This is a genomic window from Winogradskyella sediminis (genome assembly GCF_003387355.1).
Lineage (GTDB): Bacteria > Bacteroidota > Bacteroidia > Flavobacteriales > Flavobacteriaceae > Winogradskyella > Winogradskyella sediminis.
In genome coordinates, this window is sequence record NZ_QUNH01000001.1 from 619879 (window position 1) to 641473 (window position 21595).

At 32.6% G+C, this 21595-nt stretch carries 23 protein-coding genes; 5 read left to right on the forward strand and 18 right to left on the reverse strand.

Features of this window, described 5'->3' with window-relative positions:
- Positions 1-2: 2 nt before the first annotated feature.
- The 12 genes from C8N41_RS02630 to C8N41_RS02685 all read right to left on the reverse strand — a co-directional run bounded on the left by C8N41_RS02630 (position 3) and on the right by C8N41_RS02685 (position 9942).
- Positions 3-503: a F0F1 ATP synthase subunit B gene (locus tag C8N41_RS02630; protein ID WP_092445982.1), complete on the reverse strand. Its 501-nt coding sequence runs from the start codon at positions 501-503 to the stop codon at positions 3-5.
- A gap of 97 nt (positions 504-600) precedes the next feature.
- On the reverse strand, positions 601-801 hold the full coding sequence (gene atpE, locus C8N41_RS02635; protein ID WP_020896353.1) for an ATP synthase F0 subunit C: 201 nt from the start codon (positions 799-801) through the stop codon (positions 601-603).
- A 37-nt stretch (positions 802-838) separates the two neighbouring features.
- The gene (atpB, locus tag C8N41_RS02640; RefSeq protein WP_092445980.1) at positions 839-2014 is read right to left on the reverse strand and encodes a F0F1 ATP synthase subunit A; all 1176 of its coding nucleotides are present in this window, start codon (positions 2012-2014) and stop codon (positions 839-841) included.
- An 81-nt stretch (positions 2015-2095) separates the two neighbouring features.
- Positions 2096-2494 (reverse strand): DUF6168 family protein, encoded by a 399-nt coding sequence (locus tag C8N41_RS17240; protein ID WP_115838111.1) that lies wholly within the window; start codon positions 2492-2494, stop codon positions 2096-2098.
- Positions 2487-2705 (reverse strand): AtpZ/AtpI family protein, encoded by a 219-nt coding sequence (locus C8N41_RS02650; RefSeq protein ID WP_244266745.1) that lies wholly within the window; start codon positions 2703-2705, stop codon positions 2487-2489. Before C8N41_RS02650 ends, C8N41_RS17240 begins: the two co-directional genes overlap by 8 nt.
- Entirely contained in the window at positions 2689-3126 is a 438-nt protein-coding gene (locus C8N41_RS02655; protein WP_092445973.1) for a bactofilin family protein, read from the reverse strand. Before C8N41_RS02655 ends, C8N41_RS02650 begins: the two co-directional genes overlap by 17 nt.
- 17 nt (positions 3127-3143) lie before the next feature.
- A complete protein-coding gene (gene porW / locus C8N41_RS02660) occupies positions 3144-5729 on the reverse strand; it encodes a type IX secretion system periplasmic lipoprotein PorW/SprE (RefSeq protein WP_115838112.1) in 2586 nt (861 codons plus the stop codon).
- Positions 5730-5963: 234 nt separating this feature from the next.
- Positions 5964-6686: an ABC transporter ATP-binding protein gene (locus tag C8N41_RS02665; protein ID WP_115838113.1), complete on the reverse strand. Its 723-nt coding sequence runs from the start codon at positions 6684-6686 to the stop codon at positions 5964-5966.
- A 22-nt stretch (positions 6687-6708) separates the two neighbouring features.
- Positions 6709-8187, reverse strand: coding sequence for a DUF5687 family protein (locus tag C8N41_RS02670; protein WP_115838114.1), 1479 nt, complete (start codon positions 8185-8187; stop codon positions 6709-6711).
- A gap of 51 nt (positions 8188-8238) precedes the next feature.
- Complete coding sequence (locus C8N41_RS02675; protein ID WP_115838115.1) at positions 8239-8928, reverse strand: hypothetical protein; 690 nt, start codon at positions 8926-8928, stop codon at positions 8239-8241.
- Positions 8925-9560, reverse strand: coding sequence for a hypothetical protein (locus tag C8N41_RS02680; RefSeq protein ID WP_115838116.1), 636 nt, complete (start codon positions 9558-9560; stop codon positions 8925-8927). Before C8N41_RS02680 ends, C8N41_RS02675 begins: the two co-directional genes overlap by 4 nt.
- A gap of 49 nt (positions 9561-9609) precedes the next feature.
- The gene (locus C8N41_RS02685; RefSeq protein WP_115838117.1) at positions 9610-9942 is read right to left on the reverse strand and encodes a PadR family transcriptional regulator; all 333 of its coding nucleotides are present in this window, start codon (positions 9940-9942) and stop codon (positions 9610-9612) included.
- Positions 9943-10078: 136 nt separating this feature from the next.
- On the opposite strand from C8N41_RS02685, the gene C8N41_RS02690 reads away from it, so the two are divergent.
- Complete coding sequence (locus C8N41_RS02690) at positions 10079-11137, forward strand: ferredoxin--NADP reductase (protein WP_115838118.1); 1059 nt, start codon at positions 10079-10081, stop codon at positions 11135-11137.
- 166 nt (positions 11138-11303) lie between these two features.
- On the opposite strand, the gene C8N41_RS02695 is transcribed toward C8N41_RS02690, so the two are convergent.
- Positions 11304-12320, reverse strand: a complete 1017-nt coding sequence (locus tag C8N41_RS02695) for a glycosyltransferase family 9 protein (protein ID WP_249033226.1) — start codon at positions 12318-12320, stop codon at positions 11304-11306.
- 48 nt (positions 12321-12368) lie between these two features.
- On the reverse strand, positions 12369-12977 hold the full coding sequence (locus tag C8N41_RS02700) for a DUF4254 domain-containing protein (protein WP_115838119.1): 609 nt from the start codon (positions 12975-12977) through the stop codon (positions 12369-12371).
- Positions 12978-13049: 72 nt separating this feature from the next.
- Between C8N41_RS02700 and upp the strand changes: the two genes are divergently transcribed.
- Positions 13050-13709 (forward strand): uracil phosphoribosyltransferase, encoded by a 660-nt coding sequence (gene upp, locus C8N41_RS02705; RefSeq protein ID WP_115838120.1) that lies wholly within the window; start codon positions 13050-13052, stop codon positions 13707-13709.
- On the opposite strand, the gene C8N41_RS02710 is transcribed toward upp, so the two are convergent.
- Positions 13698-14615 carry a DUF6427 family protein gene (locus C8N41_RS02710; RefSeq protein ID WP_115838121.1) on the reverse strand — a complete coding sequence of 306 codons (918 nt, stop codon included), beginning with the start codon at positions 14613-14615 and terminating at the stop codon, positions 13698-13700. The two genes, upp and C8N41_RS02710, sit on opposite strands and share 12 nt — an antisense overlap.
- Positions 14616-14683: 68 nt before the next feature.
- Here C8N41_RS02710 and C8N41_RS02715 point away from each other — a divergent pair, with 68 nt between their 5' ends.
- Positions 14684-14911 carry a DUF6341 family protein gene (locus C8N41_RS02715; protein ID WP_092445949.1) on the forward strand — a complete coding sequence of 76 codons (228 nt, stop codon included), beginning with the start codon at positions 14684-14686 and terminating at the stop codon, positions 14909-14911.
- On the opposite strand, the gene purD is transcribed toward C8N41_RS02715, so the two are convergent.
- Positions 14906-16177: a phosphoribosylamine--glycine ligase gene (purD, locus tag C8N41_RS02720; protein ID WP_115838122.1), complete on the reverse strand. Its 1272-nt coding sequence runs from the start codon at positions 16175-16177 to the stop codon at positions 14906-14908. The genes C8N41_RS02715 and purD overlap by 6 nt on opposite strands.
- Before the next feature lie 86 nt (positions 16178-16263).
- Here purD and C8N41_RS02725 point away from each other — a divergent pair, with 86 nt between their 5' ends.
- Both C8N41_RS02725 and C8N41_RS02730 read left to right on the forward strand, forming a co-directional pair.
- On the forward strand, positions 16264-17574 hold the full coding sequence (locus C8N41_RS02725; protein WP_115838123.1) for a phenylacetate--CoA ligase family protein: 1311 nt from the start codon (positions 16264-16266) through the stop codon (positions 17572-17574).
- Between the two features lie 7 nt (positions 17575-17581).
- Positions 17582-18742 (forward strand): glycosyltransferase family 4 protein, encoded by a 1161-nt coding sequence (locus C8N41_RS02730; RefSeq protein WP_115838124.1) that lies wholly within the window; start codon positions 17582-17584, stop codon positions 18740-18742.
- Here C8N41_RS02730 and C8N41_RS02735 read toward each other — a convergent pair.
- Entirely contained in the window at positions 18739-20151 is a 1413-nt protein-coding gene (locus C8N41_RS02735; RefSeq protein ID WP_115838125.1) for an exopolysaccharide biosynthesis polyprenyl glycosylphosphotransferase, read from the reverse strand. The genes C8N41_RS02730 and C8N41_RS02735 overlap by 4 nt on opposite strands.
- 87 nt (positions 20152-20238) lie before the next feature.
- A complete protein-coding gene (locus C8N41_RS02740) occupies positions 20239-21582 on the reverse strand; it encodes an undecaprenyl-phosphate glucose phosphotransferase (RefSeq protein WP_115838126.1) in 1344 nt (447 codons plus the stop codon).
- Positions 21583-21595: the final 13 nt, after the last annotated feature.

A 21595-nucleotide genomic window follows, 5' to 3' on the forward strand; every position in this document is an offset into this window, starting at 1 on the left:
TACTAGTTTAAAGTTGCTTCACCTAACATAGACTCTACTAACTCTAGTTGCTTGTCTTTATTAGATAATTCATTACGCACTACTTTTTCTGCAATATCTAATGATAATCCAGCAACATGACTTTTTAATTCTGCCATAGCCGCTTTCTTTTCACTTACAATAGCTTCTTGAGCTTGTGCAATCATTTTATTAGCTTGCATTTTTGCTTCTTCTTCAGCATCAGCAATCATTTTAGTTTTTAACTCACGTGCTTCTTTAAGCATCGTTTCTCTTTCTAAACGTGCTTCTTGTAATAACCTTTGGTTATCGGCCTGAAGATTTGCCATTTCACGCTTTGCTTTTTCAGCAGCGTCTAAAGCACCTTGAATACCCTCTTCTCTTTCATTTAAAGAGCTTAAGATTGGTTTCCAAGCAAACTTCACCATAAGGGCAATTAAAGCCAACATTAATATTGTTGATACTACGAATAAACCTGGTGAAAAATCGTTTAATAATGTTTCCATTCTATTAAATAATTAAATGTTTTGTCTTTTTTTAATTTAAAAACACATCCTGCAACCAACCGTTGCAGGTTTGTGTTCTTGTAATTTAATTCGGTTCTTATTTTCCTAAGAATAAAGCACCAAATGCTAAACCTTCTAAAAGAGCGGCAACAATAATCATTGCTGTTTGAATCTTACCTGCTGCTTCTGGCTGACGAGCAATACCTTCCATTGCTTTTCCACCGATTTGACCAAGTCCGATACCTGCTCCGATTACGATTAACCCTGCTCCAATTAAATTGTAAGTTACTGGTTCCATAAAATTGATATATAAAATTAAATTAAAAAAATTCGTCTTAAATAAAATCTCCTCTAACGTCTTCTACATCCGAAGAAACTTCATGACCATGATCTTCATGTTCATGGTCGTGTTCTGCCACAGCCATACCTATAAACAAAGCGGAAAGCATTGTAAAAATATACGCTTGTAAAAACGCTACTAATAATTCAATAAGTAACAAGAAAAATGATAATACAAACGATAAGCTTGTTGCACCAACAGTACCTAAAGAATCTTTAAGTGTAAACATAATGGCTATTAAGCTCATTAATACAATATGACCTGCTGATATGTTTGCAAACAATCGTACTAATAACGAAAATGGCTTAATAATAAAAGCACCTACCAATTCGATTACTGCTAGTATTGGTTTTACAAAAATTGGCACTCCTGGCATCCATAAAATGTGCATCCAATAATCTTTATTACCACTTGCGGTATAAATGACTAATGTAAATATGGCTAAGCATGCGGTAACGGCTAACTGACCAGTAACGTTAAATCCTAAAGGTGTTAAACCAGCTAAGTTTAAAATCCATATAAAAAAGAATACTGTTAAAAGGTAACCTGTAAATTTACGGTAGTGTTTTTCTCCAATATTTGGTCTTGCAATTTCATCTCTTACATAAAGCACAAGTGGTTCTAAAACACGACCAAAACCAGTAGGAATTTGTTTTGTTTTGTATTGTTTTGCTAATCTAGAAAACCAGAATAACATTAAAAGCCCTATTAATAAAATACCGACAACACTTTTAGTAATAGAAAAATCTAAAACCTTTGAAGCGTTAGTCGCATGATGATCAGCATCAAAACTAACCGCTGTAGCTCCTTTTTCTAATTCGTAGATTTTAGAGTGAATCTTTGTAAATTTTTGACCGTCTTTTTCTACAATTACTTGCCCATTGTCATCATGGTGAAATTCCGAAGACATAAAAGTCACTAAACCTTCAGACGTCCAAAGTATTACAGGCAACGCCACACCAAAATGTTTACGCTCACCAGCATCGTTGGTATACGAAAACAAATTAAAGTCGTGCGAGTCTTTAAGGTGGTGAACAATATATTCTTCTACCTCTTGTTTACCAGAAACTTGACCTCCATCTACTTCCGCATTAAACGCAAAATTAGATGTTGGTAAAAACATCAAAACGGCTAGTACTAAAAACTTAAAACTTTGATTAACTATCTTCATTCTAATAAAATAAAAAAAACCTCTTCTCAAATTCCGTGCAAAAGTACGCAATTTATTAAAATAACAATGTCTTTTTTGAATCTAATATTTAAACCCCATTTTTGATATGATTTTCACAATAAAAAACACCTCTAATACTAAAAATAAGAGAATTGGGATTACAAGGCTTAACCGCTCGGGTGTATTTAAAACTTCAATATTAAAAACCGTGTCTTTAAATGCCACATAAAATAGCACTCCTTTAATGAAAAGTGTGGGTAAATAAATGAATCCGAGCTGCGTTTTTAAACTATTAACTAATGAAAAAACCTGAAAATGTACACATATCATTAAAGAGGCGATAGCCATAAAAAGGTTAGTATCCCAAAGATTAAATCTTATAATGCTGTTGGTTTGATTGATTATAAATTCTTGCAAAAAATGAACAATGACGAGTAGTGCAAAAAAAGATACTACATATACAATAAAAGATTTAATCATCGTCTTTAGACATTTTTATAACTTGGGAAATCACCAAATACATGGAAATAAATACAGAGAGAAGTGTGATGGTTGTTTCTAAATAATCCTTGTGATACTTAACGTCTAGCCATTGACCTAAATAATTTCCAAGAAAAATAGTGCCTCCCATCTGAAACGCAACGGATGTAAACCTAATAAATTTGTTAGGTCCTTTATTTGCTTTGGACACTTTGGGCTTTAACAGATTCTATTCTAGCTGGCTCATTAGATAACGATTTTACTGTCCCTTTCATGCTACAAGTTGCATTAAACGTTGCACCAGGTTCTACAGCCAACTTACTTATATGTACCTCTCCTTCAATATGTGCTGTAGATTTTAAAGATAATGTACCAGACAAAATAAGCTTACCCGAAAATTTACCTTCAAAATCCGCATTTTCACCTTGCAAAGTACCTTTTATGTAACCAGACTTACCTACCACAACTTTACCAGATGTTTTTACGTTACCTTCAACAGTTCCGTCGATTCTAAATGGGCCTTGACTTGCAATGTCTCCTACAATTTTAGTGCCTTGTGCTATAACATTTTGTTGAGTAGTTGATTCCATAATTGAATGTTGTTTTGTTTTTTTTCTATCTGGAGAAAACATGTTGATTTGGTTTTAAATTACTGTAATTCTAAATACGCATTTAAGTTTTTATGTCGTTGAATAATTGCATAATTTGAAGACGATATAGCAAAATAAGGTCGGGTAATTTTTGGTTTTACCACACGCCCTCTTTTGTCTTTTTCTCCAGATTTAAGCAATTCTCCAAACCCCTTAGCTCCACCTATACTTTTTAATCCATGTACCACAACAAATGTAGTATTTTCATCGTAAAGATCTTTTGATGTTGTAAGATCAAAGTACTTTATTTTTGCAACTTCTTCATCTAACGTTTTTATAAAAGCGTCAATATCTTCACCTGAATTGTTTTCAAATTGAAATATAACATTAAATTTTTGAGCATCTTCATCAGCCACAAATTCCTTTTTTTGCAATACAGGAAAAGCTTCCTTTATTATTTCTTTTGCACGTTTACCTTCTTCGGTATCAGCATAGGTTAAGGCAATATAGTTGATTCCTTCTTTATAAGCTTCAAAGCCATACAGTCTACCTTTTGCAGATGCTTTTAAAATTTCGAACTTTGGCACAAAATCATCACCTTCAAAACGCTTAATCTGCGCTTCCGCTTCTGCAATAACGGCAGCATATTCCTCATTTTCAAATTGTTGATATAGGTTAGTATAAATAAATTCTGGACTGTTTTTGTCTTTAGATAATTCGGATTGTGGGTTTAATAAAATTTCCGCATACCTCGAATCAGGATATCCTTTAATAATTGCCGTCTTCATAGTTTCGGCTTCATGATTTAAACCTAATTCTACATAAATACGATATAAATTATACTTGGAAGGTAAAATTAAACGGTCTTCCGGATTGTTAACCAACAGGGTTTCTAGTTTAGATTTAGCTAGCTGAAACTCTTTAAACTTTTCCTTATATATAATTCCCAATTGGTAGTATGCATAATTTCGTTCTTTAGCGATACTATCAATTTCAACTTGTTCGGTTGGCAATGATGCTAAGTACGTTTCAGGGTCAAAACGTTTGTCCTTAACCGTTTCTCCTGCCAATTCACCTCCTTCACCAGTAATCTCTTGAGCAGCGTCTGCACGTTGGTTATTTAACCTCCAGTTATCTTGAAGCTTACGGTCTCCCCAAAGTTTTAAAAATTCATTTTTACCATAAGCAACTGTCGTTGTATTATAAAAATAAAAATTACTATTACTCGCTCCGTTAGGCTGAAGACTTCTAGAATTTCCTGTCAATGCTCCTATACTTCTGGCCGGAGACGCTGATTTTCTACTTTGATCTAAGCGTGTTGCAGGAGCTGTATTATTACCCTGCTTTTTCAATGCTTCTTCTCGCTGTTGCTGCACTTCTAACGCCTTTTTTTCTAATTCTTCTGCATATGTTGTATAGATGGCAAGTTGCTCTGATTTCGGGAGACTCACCATTTTGAGAATACTGTCATTGGTTTGCGCAATACCTTCGTAATAAATAACATCATCAAGATTTTCACGCTTCTTTTTTATGATTCGGTAGGGCTTGGTGTTTACCACCATGGCTGTCATTGTACTATCGTAGTACGCTCCTGCTGTTTTATATATATTTTTATCAAAATACATATTACCTAAAGTTTCGTAACTAAGAGCTTTTAAATATTTATCTGACGTTGTTTTTCTAAGCGATTTGTTATAATACACTTCTGCTAGACTATCTGATGTATGCTTGCGATGATATTCTGCGATGCGATAATAAATTTTATCTAAAAATGGTCTATTCTCTCTGTTTTCCTCTAAGTCCGTGAGGTATTCTTCAAACTCAACCTGATCTCCATTTAAGACATCATAATTGTTCGATTTTTCAATATGTGCATTGATATAAAACGACCTAGGAATCTGGCGATGCATATCTATAATAGCATCAAATTCTAAATTAGCGCTATCTTTTTTTCCGAATTCATTATATAACTGCCCTTTAATAAAATGGTAGCGCGCCTTTTCTCGCTTAATTTTTGTGTTCTCGGCCGCAATTGTAAGTTGTGCAATGGCGCTGTCTTTAGATTTTATATTGATATAAGCTTGAGCCAAAGCTGCAGATGCATCGGCTAAATCTTGCCCTTCTATTTCTTCTTCTCTTAATAGGCGCGTTAACTTTTCAATAGCACCAGCGTCATTATCTAAACGCATACTAGTTTTTTCGCGCCAGATTTTAACTTGGTTAATTTTATCGCTTGTTGGATATTTATTTAAAATATTATTGAAAGCCGCCATCGCAGGCACAAAACGTTTATCAAAATATCGTGCTTTGCCTAAAAGTAAATAAGCTTCGTCTATCTGAGGGTTTTTTTCTTTTCCATTAAAACTCATTCCATGTACTTGGATGGCTTTAATAGCTTTTTCTTCAGCACGCTCAAAATCTGCATTTTTGGTTTGTCCTGGTAAAAAAATATCCTCGTCATCTACCTTCATACGTTCTACAGGCAGAAGCTCCCAGAAATTTTCGGTAAACTCATTATTTACTCCATCTTTTCCTCGCTCTAAAGCGATATTGCCATTATACAACACATTATATTTGGTGCCTAAGGCATGAAACTGTCTATTGATATATTTATCTTTTTTAGTAGAACAGCTTTGCACAAGCATTATAGTGCAAAAAAACAGTAGTATTATTTTATAATCGGTTTTCAAACGTTGGTTCTATTTGGTTAATAGATAACTGAAAAACACCTTATTTAGTGTGTTAGATGGTAAAAATAAGCATCTTTTTGAATTTCTAATGTTATTTCGAAGTTTTTCGAGGTAACACCAAAGGTGAGCGCACAAAAAAGCTCGTGAAGACCTAGTTCTTAACGAGCTTTATAGTATTAATTTTAACACTTATTCTTCTTCTTGAGAAGCCATGGCAGTACTTCCAAAATGCGCTTCTAATTCTTTTAATGTGGCAGGATTGGTCTCTAAATCTTTAATCACATTTCCTTTTTCTAACACAACGATACGCTCGCAAACGTCTGTGACATGCATTAAATCGTGACTAGAGACTAAAACGGTAACTCCTTGTTTTTCGGCTAAATCTTTAATGATTTGTTTTAGTCGGATTTGAGTTGTTGGATCTAAATTAGCGAAGGGTTCATCTAATATTATCACTTCAGGATTTCCGATAAGTGCCGCTATAATACCAGCTTTCTTTTGATTTCCTTTACTTAAATCTCTCAGGTATTTTTTCTTACCGATGATTTCGCCGTTGAAAAAATCTTCAAACTTTGATGTTAAATTATCGACATCAGCTTTATTCTGACCTCGAAGCTCTCCAATAAAATAGAAATACTCTTCTGGTGTTAAATAGCCAATGAGGAAGCTTTCGTCAATAAACGACGATGTAAAAGGTTTCCAGTCTTCACTTTCATCTACGACAACGTTATTACTTGTAATGTTTCCTGTGGTTGGTTTTATTAAATCGAGTAATAAACTGAAATACGTTGTTTTTCCTGCGCCATTATTCCCAACCAAACCAAAACTTTGGCCTTTAGGTATGGTTAATTCTTCGATATTTAAAACTGTGGTTCCGTTATATGTTTTTGAAAGGTCTTTTGTATATATCATGATGTGTAATCTTAAAGGTTAATTAATTATCTTGACTAAAAGCGTCAATCATTTTGTATTTTGAATTGAGATATTTTTGAGTAATGCCTTTCATTAATTTTTTATGAAATACAATACCTAAAACTCCGAGAACAATTAATAAAGCTATTGCTGCAGCAAAACCTGCAAGCCAATTTACCAATCCAAATAATCCCATAGGCACTAACATAAGTGGAATACCAATTAACCATTGTACAGCGCCAGTACCTTGATAGTTAAAGGCTGCTTTTTTATCTAACTCTATCTTTTTACGATTATAAGAGCCTCCCCAAAGTATGACGTGCGTATTAACGCCAATATTGTAAATGGCTGCAGCAAAATGTGCTATTAAAATTTTATATCCGAAATACACATATGGAATACCGAGGACAAAAAGTAGCACCACACTAATCACCATTAAAATAAATTTGGAACGTAAATACTGCTCGTATTTAATATTCTGACTCATTAGCAGTTTGTAATAACCGCTATCCCAAGCCGGAATGAATTGGCCGAAGTTGATTAGAAAAAATCCTGTTGAGAAAATCCCAATAAATGCTGACATAAAGGTCATTTCTCTATACATGGGTTGTGGATAGAAAAACAAACCATACAGCACCCCTATTAATAACAAAAAGGCCATTGATTTTGTACGCTTGTTTCTCCAGATTAATTTTAAATCGAGCTTCATAAATGGTGCAATGTCTCCAAAACGTTCGGTCCATGATAAATCGGAAGCATTCACCTCAGCGACTTTCGATTTTAATGAGCTATCTAAATACAGTTTCTTAATTAATGTCTTATAGTTAAAGACATAACAACCAATTAAAATTGCAATAGGAATTAGAATAAAAATAGGATGATTCGCAATGGCTAAAAATCCGTTACCTATGAGCGACGTCATTGGTAGAACTTCAAAATAATTTAATCCAAACAAAACACTGACCACTACCATAATAGGCAGAAATGACAATTCTGATTCTGTAGAAAAGGCTTCAATTATAAAATTCAGGAAGTTAATAATGAGCACTGTTATAATCATGGCCAACATCCAAGTGAGGACCATAGCGGTATCGTAATCTTGATTGATAAGTACGATGCTAAACGGAATGATAGCAAATAAGGGTAAAAAATTAAAAAATGAAAGCGCTGATTTCCCTAAAACATAATTCACCACGGTAGATCGCTTAATTGGAAGCGTTAAAAGTGGTTTTACACTCATTACTGGTAGCTTTTGCAAAAAGAAGCGCATTAATAAGTCGCCAATAATCCAGTAAAACAGATAGCTATTTGCAATAACAAATGGATCTTGATCTGGAAAAGTTTCTTTTAATAAAAAGAACAAGCCAATACCTAATCCTAGAAAAACAGCAATAAAATAAAGCGCAAAAAACACCATAAAGATGTTAATCGCTATATTTTTTTGCCAATAAGACGAACGGAAATATTGTTTCCATTCGAGATTGAGAAAATGTTTTATCATAATGTAATGATGGGTTGGTTTATGTAATAGGTGTTGAAAAACAGAAATTTGTTACAAACTAAATTCTGGGTAGGTTTCGTTGAGTAGTTTTTCGGCTTTGTTTGGAATCACTTCTAAACTGATATAATTTATTAATGTTAAGACGGTAAAAGCTAAAGAAAAGAGCAGCAAAAACAACGTGTTTATTTCAAACTTATCGGGAATTGTAAACACATTATAGAGTTGCGACATAAAGATTAAAGATGCAGCACCTGCTTGCTTAAAAATAAGCTCTTCTAACATCCATTTTTTATTAGAGATTTCTTTTCGTTTTCTAAATTGCCTGTTTAATTGTGTGCTTTTATAAATACACCATCCTGAAATTATAATGTAAAAAATGAGGGAAAAGATGGCGGTAAATTTTGAAGAAAACGTTATATAAAAAAACACATACAATGCTATCGTTGCAACGATTTGTGGCATCTCAAACCATTTTTTAATTTCATACCACAAATAACTTCTGTAACGCTTATTCATGGCCTTTTGTTTCTGCTCAATGGCATCCATAAAGCCAAAAATGCCAAATTTTTTAAAGGCTTTGTTTTTGGCTTCTTCAAATGAAAGTTTAGGTTCAGACTTCCACATCATTTCTATATCATTCGCTAAATGGTCTACAAGTTCGGTTTGTAAATCATAATGCTCTACAAAATGTTGTCTTGTAAAAGCGTAGAGGTCTTGTATTTGGGATTCGGTTAGTTTCATAATTCATTTACAAGTTGGGTATATTTCTCTATAATTTTTCTTCTATTGTTTTCAATTACAATTACCGCAGAAAGACTTAATAAAATTGAGACACTAAAGTATAAGACTAATACCATCGGTGTTTCGAATAAATAATCTTTTAAAACACCAAACGTATATAAAAATACAGAAGGAAGTGACGTTATGGTAAATAATGATTGTACAGATTGAACTTTTTTTAATGTTTTAGAATACCTCATTTGATAATATATAGGATAAAGCATCAAAATTGCCTGTATAGTTAACCAGAAGAAACTAAAGGTCTTTAAACTAAAAACGTTAAATGCCGTATATCCAATAATTGCTAATACAATAAGTATTCCTATAAATTTTAATTGATAAAAGAACTTTGCAAACTGAACCCAAAGCAACCTTTGATAACTCCAGTGAATAGCCTTTTTTTGTTTTTTATCGAACTCTAATATAAAGTCTACTTTACTTAATAAAAAATCTTCAATAAATACATAGGCAGAACGTTCTTCGAACTCCGTGGCCAAATGATCTATTAACTCAACTCTAATATCTAGATGTTTTATCTTTTTATTTTTGAGAAAATCATCTATAAATTTTATGTCTTCTTTGGTTAGTTTCATTTTAAATTTTAATACCTACAAGGTTTTTGAAACCTTGCAGGATACGTATTTATGCTAATTTAGGGTTCACTAAAGCTTGCATCGTTTTAATATAGTCTGCTAATTCTTCTAATTTATTTACGGTTTCTTTGGTTCCGGTTTCGGTAAGCTTATAATATTTACGCAATCGGTTATCCACTTTGGCCACTTCAACATCTAACAACCCTTCTGCTTCTAACTTATGTAATGCCGGATATAAGGCACCTTCTGTGATTTTTAACTCTCCTTTAGTTAACTCCTTTACCTTTTGGGTAATTTCGTAACCATACATTTTATCGTGCTCATTTAATAGCTTGAGAATGATAGTCGTTAAACTCCCTTTATATAATTTTGAATTGCTCATCGTACTACAAATATATACATAATTTTCTTATGTATAAGAAACTTAGGTATGTTGTGTATTAAAAAAAGACCTGACAAGCTTTAAAATCTGTTAGGTCTGTAATAGAAATCATTATCTTTGCACAAAATTATTTTTAATGTCACAATTTCACGCACTCACTATAAAATCGATAGCTAAGGTTACAGATCAATCTGTTGCTATTACCTTTGATATTCCTGAAAATCTTAAAGAAACATTTAGTTTTAAAGCCGGACAATACATCACTTTAAAAACAACTATTAATGGCGAGGACATTCGTAGAGATTACTCTATTTGTGCCTCTCAAAATAGTGGAGCTATTACCGTAGCTGTAAAAGCAGTTGAAAACGGCACATTTTCTATTTATGCCAACACTACCTTAAAAGCGGGTGATCTCTTAGATGTTGCGGCTCCTAATGGTCGTTTTACTTTTGAAGCCAATGCCGCCAAAACAAGAACCATCGCTGCTTTCGCTGCCGGAAGTGGCATTACTCCTGTTTTAAGTATTGCTAAAACGCTATTGGAAGACGAACCGTTTAGTAATTTCATTTTGGTATACGGCAACAAATCGTCTAAAAACACCATGTTTTTTAGAGAGCTGGTAGAATTACAGGCACAGTATGGTAACCGTTTTCATGTTCATTTTATTTACAGTCAAGCGCGCGAAGAAGGTGCATTATTAGGCCGCATAGAAAGAAGTACGGTAAACCTCATTGTAAAAAACAAGTACAAAGGTGTTACTATTGAAAATTTCTACCTCTGTGGACCAGAACAAATGATCCATACGGTGAAAGACGTATTGATTGAAAATGGCATTAAAGAAAAAGCTATTAAATTTGAATTATTTACAGCTCCTGTAGAAACCACAGCCGAAACTACGACCAATTTACCATCAGGTGAAACCAAGATTAAAGTTGTGGTGGACGAAGAAGAATTTGAATTTAATATGCCTCAAAAGCAAACCATCCTTGAAGCTGCATTAAAACAAGATATTGATGCACCATATTCTTGTCAAGGTGGTATTTGTAGTAGTTGCATTGCAAAAGTCACAGAAGGCACTGCAGAGATGCGACAAAACAATATTCTAACAGACGGCGAAGTAGCAGAAGGCCTCATATTAACTTGCCAAGCACATCCAACCTCAGCTTCTATTGCTGTAGATTATGATGATGTTTAAAGAAAGATTTTAGTGGTTAGACATGAAGACCTTTCAGATTGTAAAATCCTGAAAGGTCTTTTTGTTTTCTAAAAGGTCTTTAGACTAAATTGTAAAAGAAAAAATTAACTTGAATTAAGATTACTTAAGTGATTTTTGATCCATGCAATAATAGTAACAAAACGTATTATAAAACTGCTTTAATTTTTGAAATGATTTCAGCTTCAGAAATACTACTTGCGGCATTCTCATACCCTTCCGGAAACTTATTGCCATAAACAGACGTTGGTATTAACGGAAACTCGTTTCTATCTGCTGTGAGCGCAAAATCTATAGGTTGATTGAAAGGAGCAAAACCAGCAAAAGGATGCGTTACTCCCCAAATAGTGATTACTTTTTTACCCAACATGGCAGCCATATGGGCATTTCCAGAATCCATAGCCAACATAAGGTCTAAATTTGAAATAAGCGCAAGCTCTTCGTTTAAATTTAATTTTCCGGCAATAGATCTTACATTTTCAAATTTTGCTTCTAAGGTGTTTAAAAATGTGATTTCTTTTACGCCTCCTCCGAATAAGATAACATTGTATGCTTTAGACATTTCGGCAATAACCTTTTCCATTTGGTCCAAAGGGTACATCTTGCTATGGTGCGCAGCAAAAGGAGCAATACCGATTGTTTTAAAATTTTTATTAGGAATAAACGCCTTCAGTTTATCTGTTAAAACTTGAGGTTTTGGAAACGTCGGATGAGATAAATCGATAGAATAACCTAGGGTTTCAAAAACCTCCGCATAGCGTTGATGCGTGGTTTTTAATTGTTGAAACGAAGCGCCTGAAGTCAGTGCTTTTTTTTCAGCTCTACCTTTATCTAATTGCACCACTCTTTTTCCGAAGAAAAATGATTTTAAAATTTTGCTACGTAGTACATTGTGTAAGTCTGCAACGGCATCAAAATGAAGTTTTCTTAATGCCTTGGCTAATTTGTATAAACCAAACACACCTTTATGCTTTCCTTTTAAATCGGCTTCATAAAAGTTTACGTTTTCTAAATCTTGAAAAAAAGGTTTAAAAAACGCTCTAGAAACAACAGTAATTTTTATTCCTGGATGTTGTAGGGTTAATGCTCGCAACACAGGTACTGTCATTGCTACGTCTCCCATGGCAGAAAACCTAAGAACTAATATGTGTTTGGGTTGTGACATAATGATGTACAAACCTGTCGGGCTTTAAAAGCCCAACAGGTTTACGAACTATTTCTGCCCTCTCAAAACAGGATTTAGTTCATCGTCATTATACATTTTCATTTGCTTATACACTTTCATGTATTTATCTCCATTAGAAATATCGTTAAGCAAATCATCAATAGCAGTACTTAAATCTACACGTTGCTCTAATAAGACGTTTAGTTTTGTTTGGCAAGCTGCTTTGTGAGCATCACTAGCATCTTCTCTTACAGTTTCGAGATGCATATGGTAAATTTTTAAGGCCAAAATAGAAAGTCTATCAATAGCCCAAGCCGGACTTTCAGAATTAATTTTAGCATTAGGCTTTACTTCAACGTCTTTATATTTATCCAGGAAATAACTGTCTATAAATTCAACAGTATCCGTTCTATCTTGATTAGACGCATCAATCATTCGCTTTAATTTTAACGCTGCTACTGGGTCAATGTTTGGGTCTCTAATAATATCTTCGTAAGCCCATTGCACCGTATCGATCCAGCATTTTCTATAGAGTAAATGTGCGATTAAATCTTCGTCCTTATTGTATTTATTTATAAAGGGTTGATCTACAGTATTTAACACTTTATAGGTTTTAATAACCTCTTGAAATATGGAGTTTGCTTTTTCTGAAAACATAATGAAATCGATTTATTGTTTACAAATATAGTTTGAATTATTAACTTTATCGACCGAACTAATTTACATATTATGCAAATCCACAACCTTTCTGAAACACCTTCAATATTAAACACCTTTATGTCTGAATTAAGAGATAAAACAGTTCAGAAAGACAGCATGCGATTTCGTAGAAATATTGAACGTATTGGTGAAATTATGGGTTATGAGCTCAGTAAATCATTACAATTTAACCCACACACCATTGAAACTCCACTCGGTAAATCGGAAACGGTTTTACACAAAAAAGATATTGTTCTTTGTTCAATTTTACGTGCGGGAGTACCGCTTCATAATGGCTTACTCAATTATTTTGATGCTGCTGAAAATGCTTTTATTTCTGCCTACAGACAACACAAACACAACCCTGAAAGCTTTGAAATTGTAGTCGAATATTTAGCCTGCCCAAGTTTAGATGGCAAAACTTTAATCTTAGCAGATCCAATGCTTGCCACAGGTCAGTCTATGGTGGCAACTTACGAAGCCTTAAAGCCATTCGGCACGCCAAAAGAAATACATTTAGCAAGTGTTATTGGTGCTCAGCAAGGTGTTGATTATGTGTCTAAAGCTTTTGGACCAGAGGTGAAATTATGGATCGCAGCTATTGACGATACCCTAAACGACAGAGGCTATATTATTCCTGGACTAGGCGATGCAGGTGATTTGGCATTTGGAAACAAATTACAGCAGTAAGCTTACAATTGGTGCTAGAAGTAACAAGGCTACAAATACTTCTTTAAACCAACGTTCGGAAATGATTTCAATATAATTTGCCATTATAATTGAAAATGGTGCGAACAAAAAGAGAAATTCACTTCCATTTTTTAAAGGAGCAATAACAGCTACCAAAACAGCTATTATTGAAGTCCAAGCAATTAGGAAATAAGAGGGTTTTAATTTTTTATTTTTATCAGGCAAATTTTTAAAATAATAAACTAGCGTCCAGATATAAGAAGTAAATAACACTGTAAATTTTAAAATATTATCCTTGCTATTATATGACGTAAAATCCAAACTCGCATAACGTTTAAAGTTACTAGGTTTGAGATATACATCATCTACAATAATATTATAAACTAACAGCAACATAAAAACGGCGGCTACTCCAATAAATGGAATTACAACATTCTTAAAATCATTTTGGGAATGATAAATTAATGCCACAATTACCAGAGCAAAAAATAGAATAGACCAAAAATAAAATAAGGCTGCAAGTGCAATCCAAAATGCTGCATCAAACAACTTTTTCTTAATATGCAAATTAGAATGCAGGCTAATTAAACGCCGTAAAGCAAAGACAATAAATAGGTTAGCAATTAAAAGACTAGTATGTTTCATCGCCTCTGGAAACATACCAAACAGCAAACCAAAGGTCATAATTGCATAACTATTTCTTTGTGTTAACTTGTTTTTAGAAACAATAAAGTCGAGTAAGAATACTAAAAATAATGTAATAGCCCATTTAAAAAGGATTGTTAAAGAACTATTTAGATCTAAAAAAAGTAGCGAGTAGTTAGTTACTATAAATAGCAGACAAACATAAACTGCAACAAAGATGAAGTTTATAGGCTTAGATTTACTAAAAATACTTGTAATCATTAACTCTTTTTGTATTTTTGCTGCTCAATCCCAATTCGAAATTAGAATTGGTGTAAATTTATAAAGTTATGAATGATTTCTTTAACGGAATAGCGGATTTATTTGTAAATGTGTTATTTGCACCATTTGACGCACTTAAAGCATTAGAGTTAGAAAGCTGGTTTGCTGCTAACACCATTTCTTGGATATTTATTCTTATAGGTTTTGTTGCATTTGTATATTGGATGCTACAACTTAAAAAATACAATGAGAACGGAGAAGAAGATAAAAGTATCTCTTCCCATTCTTATTTATAGGTCGAAACCGATATCCTTACGATAATACATCTTATCAAAATGTAGATTTTCTATACTTTGATAAGATTTTTTTATGGCTTCTGTGTATGTATTACCGTATGAAGTCACCGCCATAACACGACCACCAGAAGTCACCACTTTTCCCTCTTTTTCTATTGCTCCTGCATGGAACACAATAGAATCTGAAACTGTTTCTACTCCAGTAATTTCTTTACCTTTTTCATACGCTTCAGGGTAACCACCAGATACTAGCATTATAGTTGTAGCCGCGCGCTCATCGATATCTATAGATACTTTACTTAGTGTTTGATTCGCCATCGCTTCAAAAATAGCGACGAGATCTGTTTTTAATCTTGGTAAAACGACTTCGGTTTCAGGATCTCCCATTCTTACATTATATTCAATCACCTTAGGATCGTCTCCTACTTTAATTAAACCAATAAAAATGAACCCAACGTAAGGTAAGTTATCACTTTTTAATCCTTCGACAGTAGGTTTTACAATTTGGGTTTCTATTTTATCTAAGAATTCTTGGGTTGCAAAAGGCACCGGAGAAACCGCACCCATTCCACCAGTATTCAATCCTGTATCTCCCTCACCTATCCTTTTATAATCTTTTGCTGTAGGTAAAATTTTATAATCTTTACCATCAGTTAATACAAAACAACTAAGTTCAATTCCATCTAAAAATTCTTCGATAACTACTTTGGTACTTGCCGCTCCAAATTTAGAATCAACAAGCATACTTTTTAGTTCGTCTTTAGCTTCTTGTAGGTCATTTAAAATTAAAACTCCTTTACCAGCCGCTAATCCATCTGCTTTTAACACATATGGCGCATTTAACGTTTCTAAAAATGCATAACCTGCTTCTACATTATCTGCAGTAAAACTTTGGTATGCCGCTGTAGGAATGTTATGACGCATCATGAATTCTTTTGCAAATTCTTTACTGCCTTCTAATTCTGCTGCCGCTTTTTGAGGACCAATTACAGCAACATTTTTCAATGCCTCATCTTCCAAAAAGAAATCATGAATACCTTGTACCAAAGGGTCTTCTGGACCCACAACTACTAAATCAATGTTATGTTCTATAACGGCTGATTTAATGGCTTGAAAATCCGTAACACCAATATTTAGGTTGGTAGCAATAGCTTGTGTTCCAGAATTTCCTGGAGCTACAAAAAGTGCTTTACAACGATCGCTTTGTGCTAATTTCCATGCAAATGTATGTTCTCTTCCGCCAGAGCCAAGTACTAAAATATTCATCTTAAAAAATTGTTTGAGCAAAAATAATTGGTTTTAAGTTTAAAAAACAATTAATTTACGGAAACCTTAAAGGCAAAAAAAACACTTTGCGATTATTCGATTTTTCTTTAAAAGTTAATGGCTTTGATATTGACAAGGCTAAAAAGGTCTTAGCTGAAATTCAAGCGAAAAGTGATTTGGATTTTGAGACCTATATTGAAGATCAGAAAAAAGCCATTATTACCTATCATTTAGAGCATAATTCATTTTATAAAACCTTAGGAACATCAATTGATATTAATGATTGGGATTCGGTACCAATAATTACCAAACGTCATTTACAACAACCGTTAGAACAACGTTTGAGTGATGGATTTACACCAAAAAATGTTTATATAAATAAAACATCTGGTAGCTCTGGTGATCCTTTTATTTTTGCAAAAGACAAATGGTGCCATGCTCTCACTTGGGCAGAAATTATGAACCGGTTTGGTTGGTATGGTATAGATTTTAATACATCGAAACAAGCGCGTTTTTATGGGATTCCTTTAAATAAAAAGAGCTATTACAAGGAACGCATAAAAGATTATTTTAGTAATCGCTACCGCTTTTCTGTATTTGATTTGAGTGATGCTGCTTTTGAAAAAGCTTTAGCAAAATTTAAAAAATCTGAATTTGACTTCATCAATGGCTATACAAGTTCAATAGTTCAATTTGCTAAATTTTTAAAACAAAAAGATTTGGTTTTAAGTCAAATTTGCCCAAATCTAAAAGTTTGTATTGTGACTTCAGAAATGTTATTTGATGATGATAAATCTCTTATGGAAACTTATTTTGGTGTGCCTGTAGTGAACGAATATGGAGCTTCAGAATTAGATCTTATCGCGTTTCAAAACCTAAAGGATGAATGGCAAGTTAATAGTGAAACACTATATATAGAAATTTTAGATACTAATGATAATGTTTTACCTTATGGTGAAGAGGGCAGAATTGTCATCACCTCTTTTTACAATATATCACACCCTTTTATTAGATACGACCTTGGAGATATTGGTGTGTTATCTAAAGACAGTACATTTAGAAAACCAATTCTAAAAAAACTAATTGGAAGAACAAATGACATTATCGTTTTGCCGAGTGGTAAAAAGGCTGCTGGACTGACCTTTTATTACATTACCAAAAGCGTCATAGAAAACGATGGAAATGTCTCAGAATTTGTAGTTGAACAAACGTTTTTAGATGCTTTTAAAATTAGTTATGTTGGTAAATCAGAGCTTTCTGAAGCAAAGAAAACAGTTATTACTAATGAAGTTATACGTTATTTAGAACCTAATATTACCATTACTTTTGAGTGGCTTGAAAAGCTCCAACGCTCAACTTCTGGAAAATTAAAACAATTTACATCACATTTAAAATAAAGCATTTTTGAAAAAATTAATGATCATCACTAGTTATTTTCCACCAGAAATTGGTGCGGCTTCTAACCGTATTTTTCATTTGGCTGAAGGTTTGAAAACAGATTACGATGTAAGCGTTGTGACTCCACTCCCAAATTATCCAACTGGAAAGATTTTTGATGATTACAAAGGTAAATTCAAATCTAAAACCAAAGAAAATGGAATTACTATAAACCGTTTATGGATTTATGCTTCGGTTTCTAGAAATAAATTTTTGCGCTTAATCGCTATGCTTTCCTATAGTTTTAGTTTGTTGTGGTTTTTTATATGGAACAAGATTCCTGAAAAAGTTATTGTACAATCTCCTCCACTTTTAGTATCTTTTACTTGCATGTTTTTCTTAAGATCTAGAAAACGACAATTGATTCTGAATGTAAGTGATTTATGGCCAAGTGCTGGTTTAGAATTAGGCGCTTTAAAAGAAGGTTTTGCCTATTCTATGCTAAAGAAGCTAGAAGCCTTTAACTATAAAAAAGCAAATCTTATTTTGGGGCAAAGCAACGAAATTTTGGCTCATATTAAAACCATCACTACCACACCGAAATTATTTCTTTATAGAAATTTTCCTGAAATTAAATTTCCACAACTTACAGAAAGTACATCCTCTAACGGTAAAATAAAATTAGTTTATGCTGGACTTTTAGGTGTAGCACAAGGAATTTACAAGCTATGTAATGAAATTGACTATAAAACTATAGAATTTCATATTTATGGATCAGGTGCAGAAGAAACAGCGATTAAAGAACTCATTGCATCAAGGAATGATTTGCCGTTGTACTTTCACGGTCGTGTTGATCGGACCGAGTTACATCAGGTACTTCTAAATTATGACCTTACCATTATTCCACTTTTAAACAGAATTTACGGCTCAGTACCTTCTAAAATCTTTGAATATGCAAAATTAGGGCTGCCAATGCTATATTTTGGAGGAGGTGAAGGAGAAGACGTTATTGAGGAAAACGCATTAGGATGGGTTGCTAAAGAAGGGGATTATGAGTATTTAAACACCATACTTAGATCTATTTCTAAAGCTGATTTAAATTATGGTCTAAAATCAGCCATACAAACTACAGCAAGACTACATTTTGATTTTGAGAAACAGTTAGCATCGTTAAAGCAGGTGCTTTAATATGCTTTTTCATCGCCTTTAAGGACATTAATAATAGTCTGACCAATAATTTTAAGGTCTAATAATAGCGACCAATTTTCTATATAAAAATTGTCGTATTTTACTCTATTAATAATATCCTCGTCTCTTTTAATCTCTCCTCTATAGCCTTTAATTTGAGCTAAACCAGTGATACCTGGTTTTACATTATGTCTATAGATAAAATTATACTTGTTAATTTTCTTAGAATAATCGTCGGTATAGGTTAACATATGTGGTCTTGGACCCACAACAGACATTTCACCCTTTAATACATTTACAAACTGTGGTAACTCATCAATACTTGTTCGTCTAATAAATTTACCTATCGTAGTCACACGCGTATCATTTTGTCTTACGTAAGTACCTTTAGACTCTTGGGTTGTGGTAAGAGACCTATATTTATAGCAATAGAATGCTTTGTAATTAATACCTGTTCGTTTATGCTTATAAAACAATGGTCCTTTAGACTCTAACTTAATTAAAACAAACAAAATAATAGAAATCACAGGTAATATAAAAATGATTATTAGCAGAGCAAAAACAATGTCAAATACACGTTTAATAAATTTGTTTACTTCATTGTTGAGAGCAACCTCTTGTATAGATAATACAGGAATGTAATTGTAATAATCAGTTTTATAACGTTTATTGATTAGCTTTTTAGTATTAGGAATAAACTTAATGTTACAGTGATTTATATTAGCATATCTTACATATTCATTGAGTTCTTTCTCTGACAGATCAGCAATTGAACAGTATATTTCATCTATATTATCATTATTCTTCGCTAAATAAGTAAAACTATCTTCAATATCTCCTGAATTATTTTCATCTTGAGTATTGCTAAACACAGCCTTTATATTATAACCTAATTCTTTCTTTTCTCTAAATATTTTCTTTAATGCATTAACACTTTCTCCATCTCCTATGACAATAATATTTCTTAAATTTCCTTTGAGATATACCCTAATACTTTTTAAAATATAATAGCTTAATAGTTTTACAAAGCTTATAGCTAAAAATGTATATATAAGATAATTAAGCGTTACTGAAACTTCTATATTTATACTTCTAAAAAATCCTTCAAACGCATAAACCAGTATACTGTAAACAAAAAATTGTTTTAAAATTAAGGAAAGGATATTTAACAACGACGTGTACCGATAGACCTTATAAAAATTTATAAAATGTGTAGATAAAAGCCAAAAAACTATAGAATAAAAGAGATATAAAATATTTTTATTATTGAAGAATTCGTAAGAGAAAAAATATAATTCTTGGCTATTAAAATTTAATAAATAGAATGCAAGACAGTTTATAATAAAGAGATCATAAACAATCAAAAACGGCCTTAAAATCCATGAATATCTTCCTCTTATAAATTCCATATCTATTTAATCGTCTTAAGACTTCATTAAAGCGGTTTTAAATGAAGCTTAATTAAAATCACCTCATCAATGTTTAGTGTGTTATGATTAATATGCTTTATCTTCTCCTTTAAAAATGTTTAAAACCGTTTGACCAATAATATTTATATCTAATAAAAGAGACCAATTTTCAATGTAAAAAATATCGTATTTTGTTCTGTTTACGATATCATCTCTAGTTTCAATCTCGCCTCTATATCCACGGACTTGAGCTAAACCTGTAATACCAGGCTTAACATAGTGTCTTACCATATATTTTGATATTTTAGTACCATACATCTCATTTTGTCTCCACAGATGAGGCCTTGGACCTACTACAGACATAGAGCCAAAAAGTACATTAAAAAACTGTGGTAATTCATCTATGCTCGTTTTACGAATAAACTTGCCCACTCGTGTTACCCTAGCATCATTTCGAGTTGCTGATTCCTCTGTCGTTGAATTTACTGTCATGGATCTAAACTTATAGCACAAAAAGCCCTTTTCTTTAATTCCTGGTCTATTTTGATGAAAAAATATAGGGCCTTTACTTTCTAAAACAATTATTAAACCGACGATAGGAATGAGCCAAGACAATAAAAAGCAGATTATAAATAACGCAAAAACAATATCAAAAAGGCGTTTAAATCCACTTTTAAGAGGATCTTCTAATGGAATTTGCCTTAAGGATACAACGGGAGTTATATCATAATAATTTAAGTGAAGATTCTTCGCAAAGAGCCCTTTATTATCTGGAATAAATTTTAAAGTTTTATAATTAGTATCGCAAAACTCAATAAATTCTTTTATGCTATTATTAGATAACTCTTTAATAGAACAGTAAACTTCATCGATATTATGTAATAGAATATACTCAAAGCTCTCACTTACAGAACCTAATTTATTAGAATCTGATGAATCTGTAAAGAATCCCTTAAACCTGTAGCCAAATCCAACTTCTTTATTAAAAAATTCCTGAAGCTTTTTAGTAGAACGATTTGCACCTATTATTACAACTTGTTTGTAATTACTTCCGGTAATGGATCTGTATTTTCTGAAAAGAAAAAACAAAGAAATCCTCCAAAAATTAAGTATTAGAAAAATTAAAACAAAAAACTTTAAAACGATGCGAGGGCCGATACTTGCATCTATAATGTATAAGAAAGATAATATTGCCAGAGTAAATAAAAAAATCTGTTTAAAAAGTAAAGAAATTATTCTTATCAGTTTTGTAAATCTATAAACCTCATAAAATGAAAAAGAGATGGATAAAATAAACCAAAAAGAAACAAAACAAGTGATATAGATTAAATTACTCGTTAAAAAGAAGTATGACAGCAACGAAATAATCAATAAATCTAAGACGTAAAGCGCTGGTCTTATTAAGTATGAAAATCTTCCTTTTTTAATCATGAATAATCTATCG

Coding starts and splice junctions, on each gene's coding strand:
- C8N41_RS02630 (WP_092445982.1), bottom strand. CDS start 503: ATGGAAACATTATTAAACGATTTTTCACCAGGTTTATTCGTAGTATCA.
- atpE (WP_020896353.1), bottom strand. CDS start 801: ATGGAACCAGTAACTTACAATTTAATTGGAGCAGGGTTAATCGTAATC.
- atpB (WP_092445980.1), bottom strand. CDS start 2,014: ATGAAGATAGTTAATCAAAGTTTTAAGTTTTTAGTACTAGCCGTTTTG.
- C8N41_RS17240 (WP_115838111.1), bottom strand. CDS start 2,494: ATGATTAAATCTTTTATTGTATATGTAGTATCTTTTTTTGCACTACTC.
- C8N41_RS02655 (WP_092445973.1), bottom strand. CDS start 3,126: ATGTTTTCTCCAGATAGAAAAAAAACAAAACAACATTCAATTATGGAA.
- porW (WP_115838112.1), bottom strand. CDS start 5,729: ATGCTTGTGCAAAGCTGTTCTACTAAAAAAGATAAATATATCAATAGA.
- C8N41_RS02665 (WP_115838113.1), bottom strand. CDS start 6,686: ATGATATATACAAAAGACCTTTCAAAAACATATAACGGAACCACAGTT.
- C8N41_RS02670 (WP_115838114.1), bottom strand. CDS start 8,187: ATGATAAAACATTTTCTCAATCTCGAATGGAAACAATATTTCCGTTCG.
- C8N41_RS02675 (WP_115838115.1), bottom strand. CDS start 8,928: ATGAAACTAACCGAATCCCAAATACAAGACCTCTACGCTTTTACAAGA.
- C8N41_RS02680 (WP_115838116.1), bottom strand. CDS start 9,560: ATGAAACTAACCAAAGAAGACATAAAATTTATAGATGATTTTCTCAAA.
- C8N41_RS02685 (WP_115838117.1), bottom strand. CDS start 9,942: ATGAGCAATTCAAAATTATATAAAGGGAGTTTAACGACTATCATTCTC.
- C8N41_RS02690 (WP_115838118.1), top strand. CDS start 10,079: ATGTCACAATTTCACGCACTCACTATAAAATCGATAGCTAAGGTTACA.
- C8N41_RS02695 (WP_249033226.1), bottom strand. CDS start 12,320: ATGTCACAACCCAAACACATATTAGTTCTTAGGTTTTCTGCCATGGGA.
- C8N41_RS02700 (WP_115838119.1), bottom strand. CDS start 12,977: ATGTTTTCAGAAAAAGCAAACTCCATATTTCAAGAGGTTATTAAAACC.
- upp (WP_115838120.1), top strand. CDS start 13,050: ATGCAAATCCACAACCTTTCTGAAACACCTTCAATATTAAACACCTTT.
- C8N41_RS02710 (WP_115838121.1), bottom strand. CDS start 14,615: ATGATTACAAGTATTTTTAGTAAATCTAAGCCTATAAACTTCATCTTT.
- C8N41_RS02715 (WP_092445949.1), top strand. CDS start 14,684: ATGAATGATTTCTTTAACGGAATAGCGGATTTATTTGTAAATGTGTTA.
- purD (WP_115838122.1), bottom strand. CDS start 16,177: ATGAATATTTTAGTACTTGGCTCTGGCGGAAGAGAACATACATTTGCA.
- C8N41_RS02735 (WP_115838125.1), bottom strand. CDS start 20,151: ATGGAATTTATAAGAGGAAGATATTCATGGATTTTAAGGCCGTTTTTG.
- C8N41_RS02740 (WP_115838126.1), bottom strand. CDS start 21,582: ATGATTAAAAAAGGAAGATTTTCATACTTAATAAGACCAGCGCTTTAC.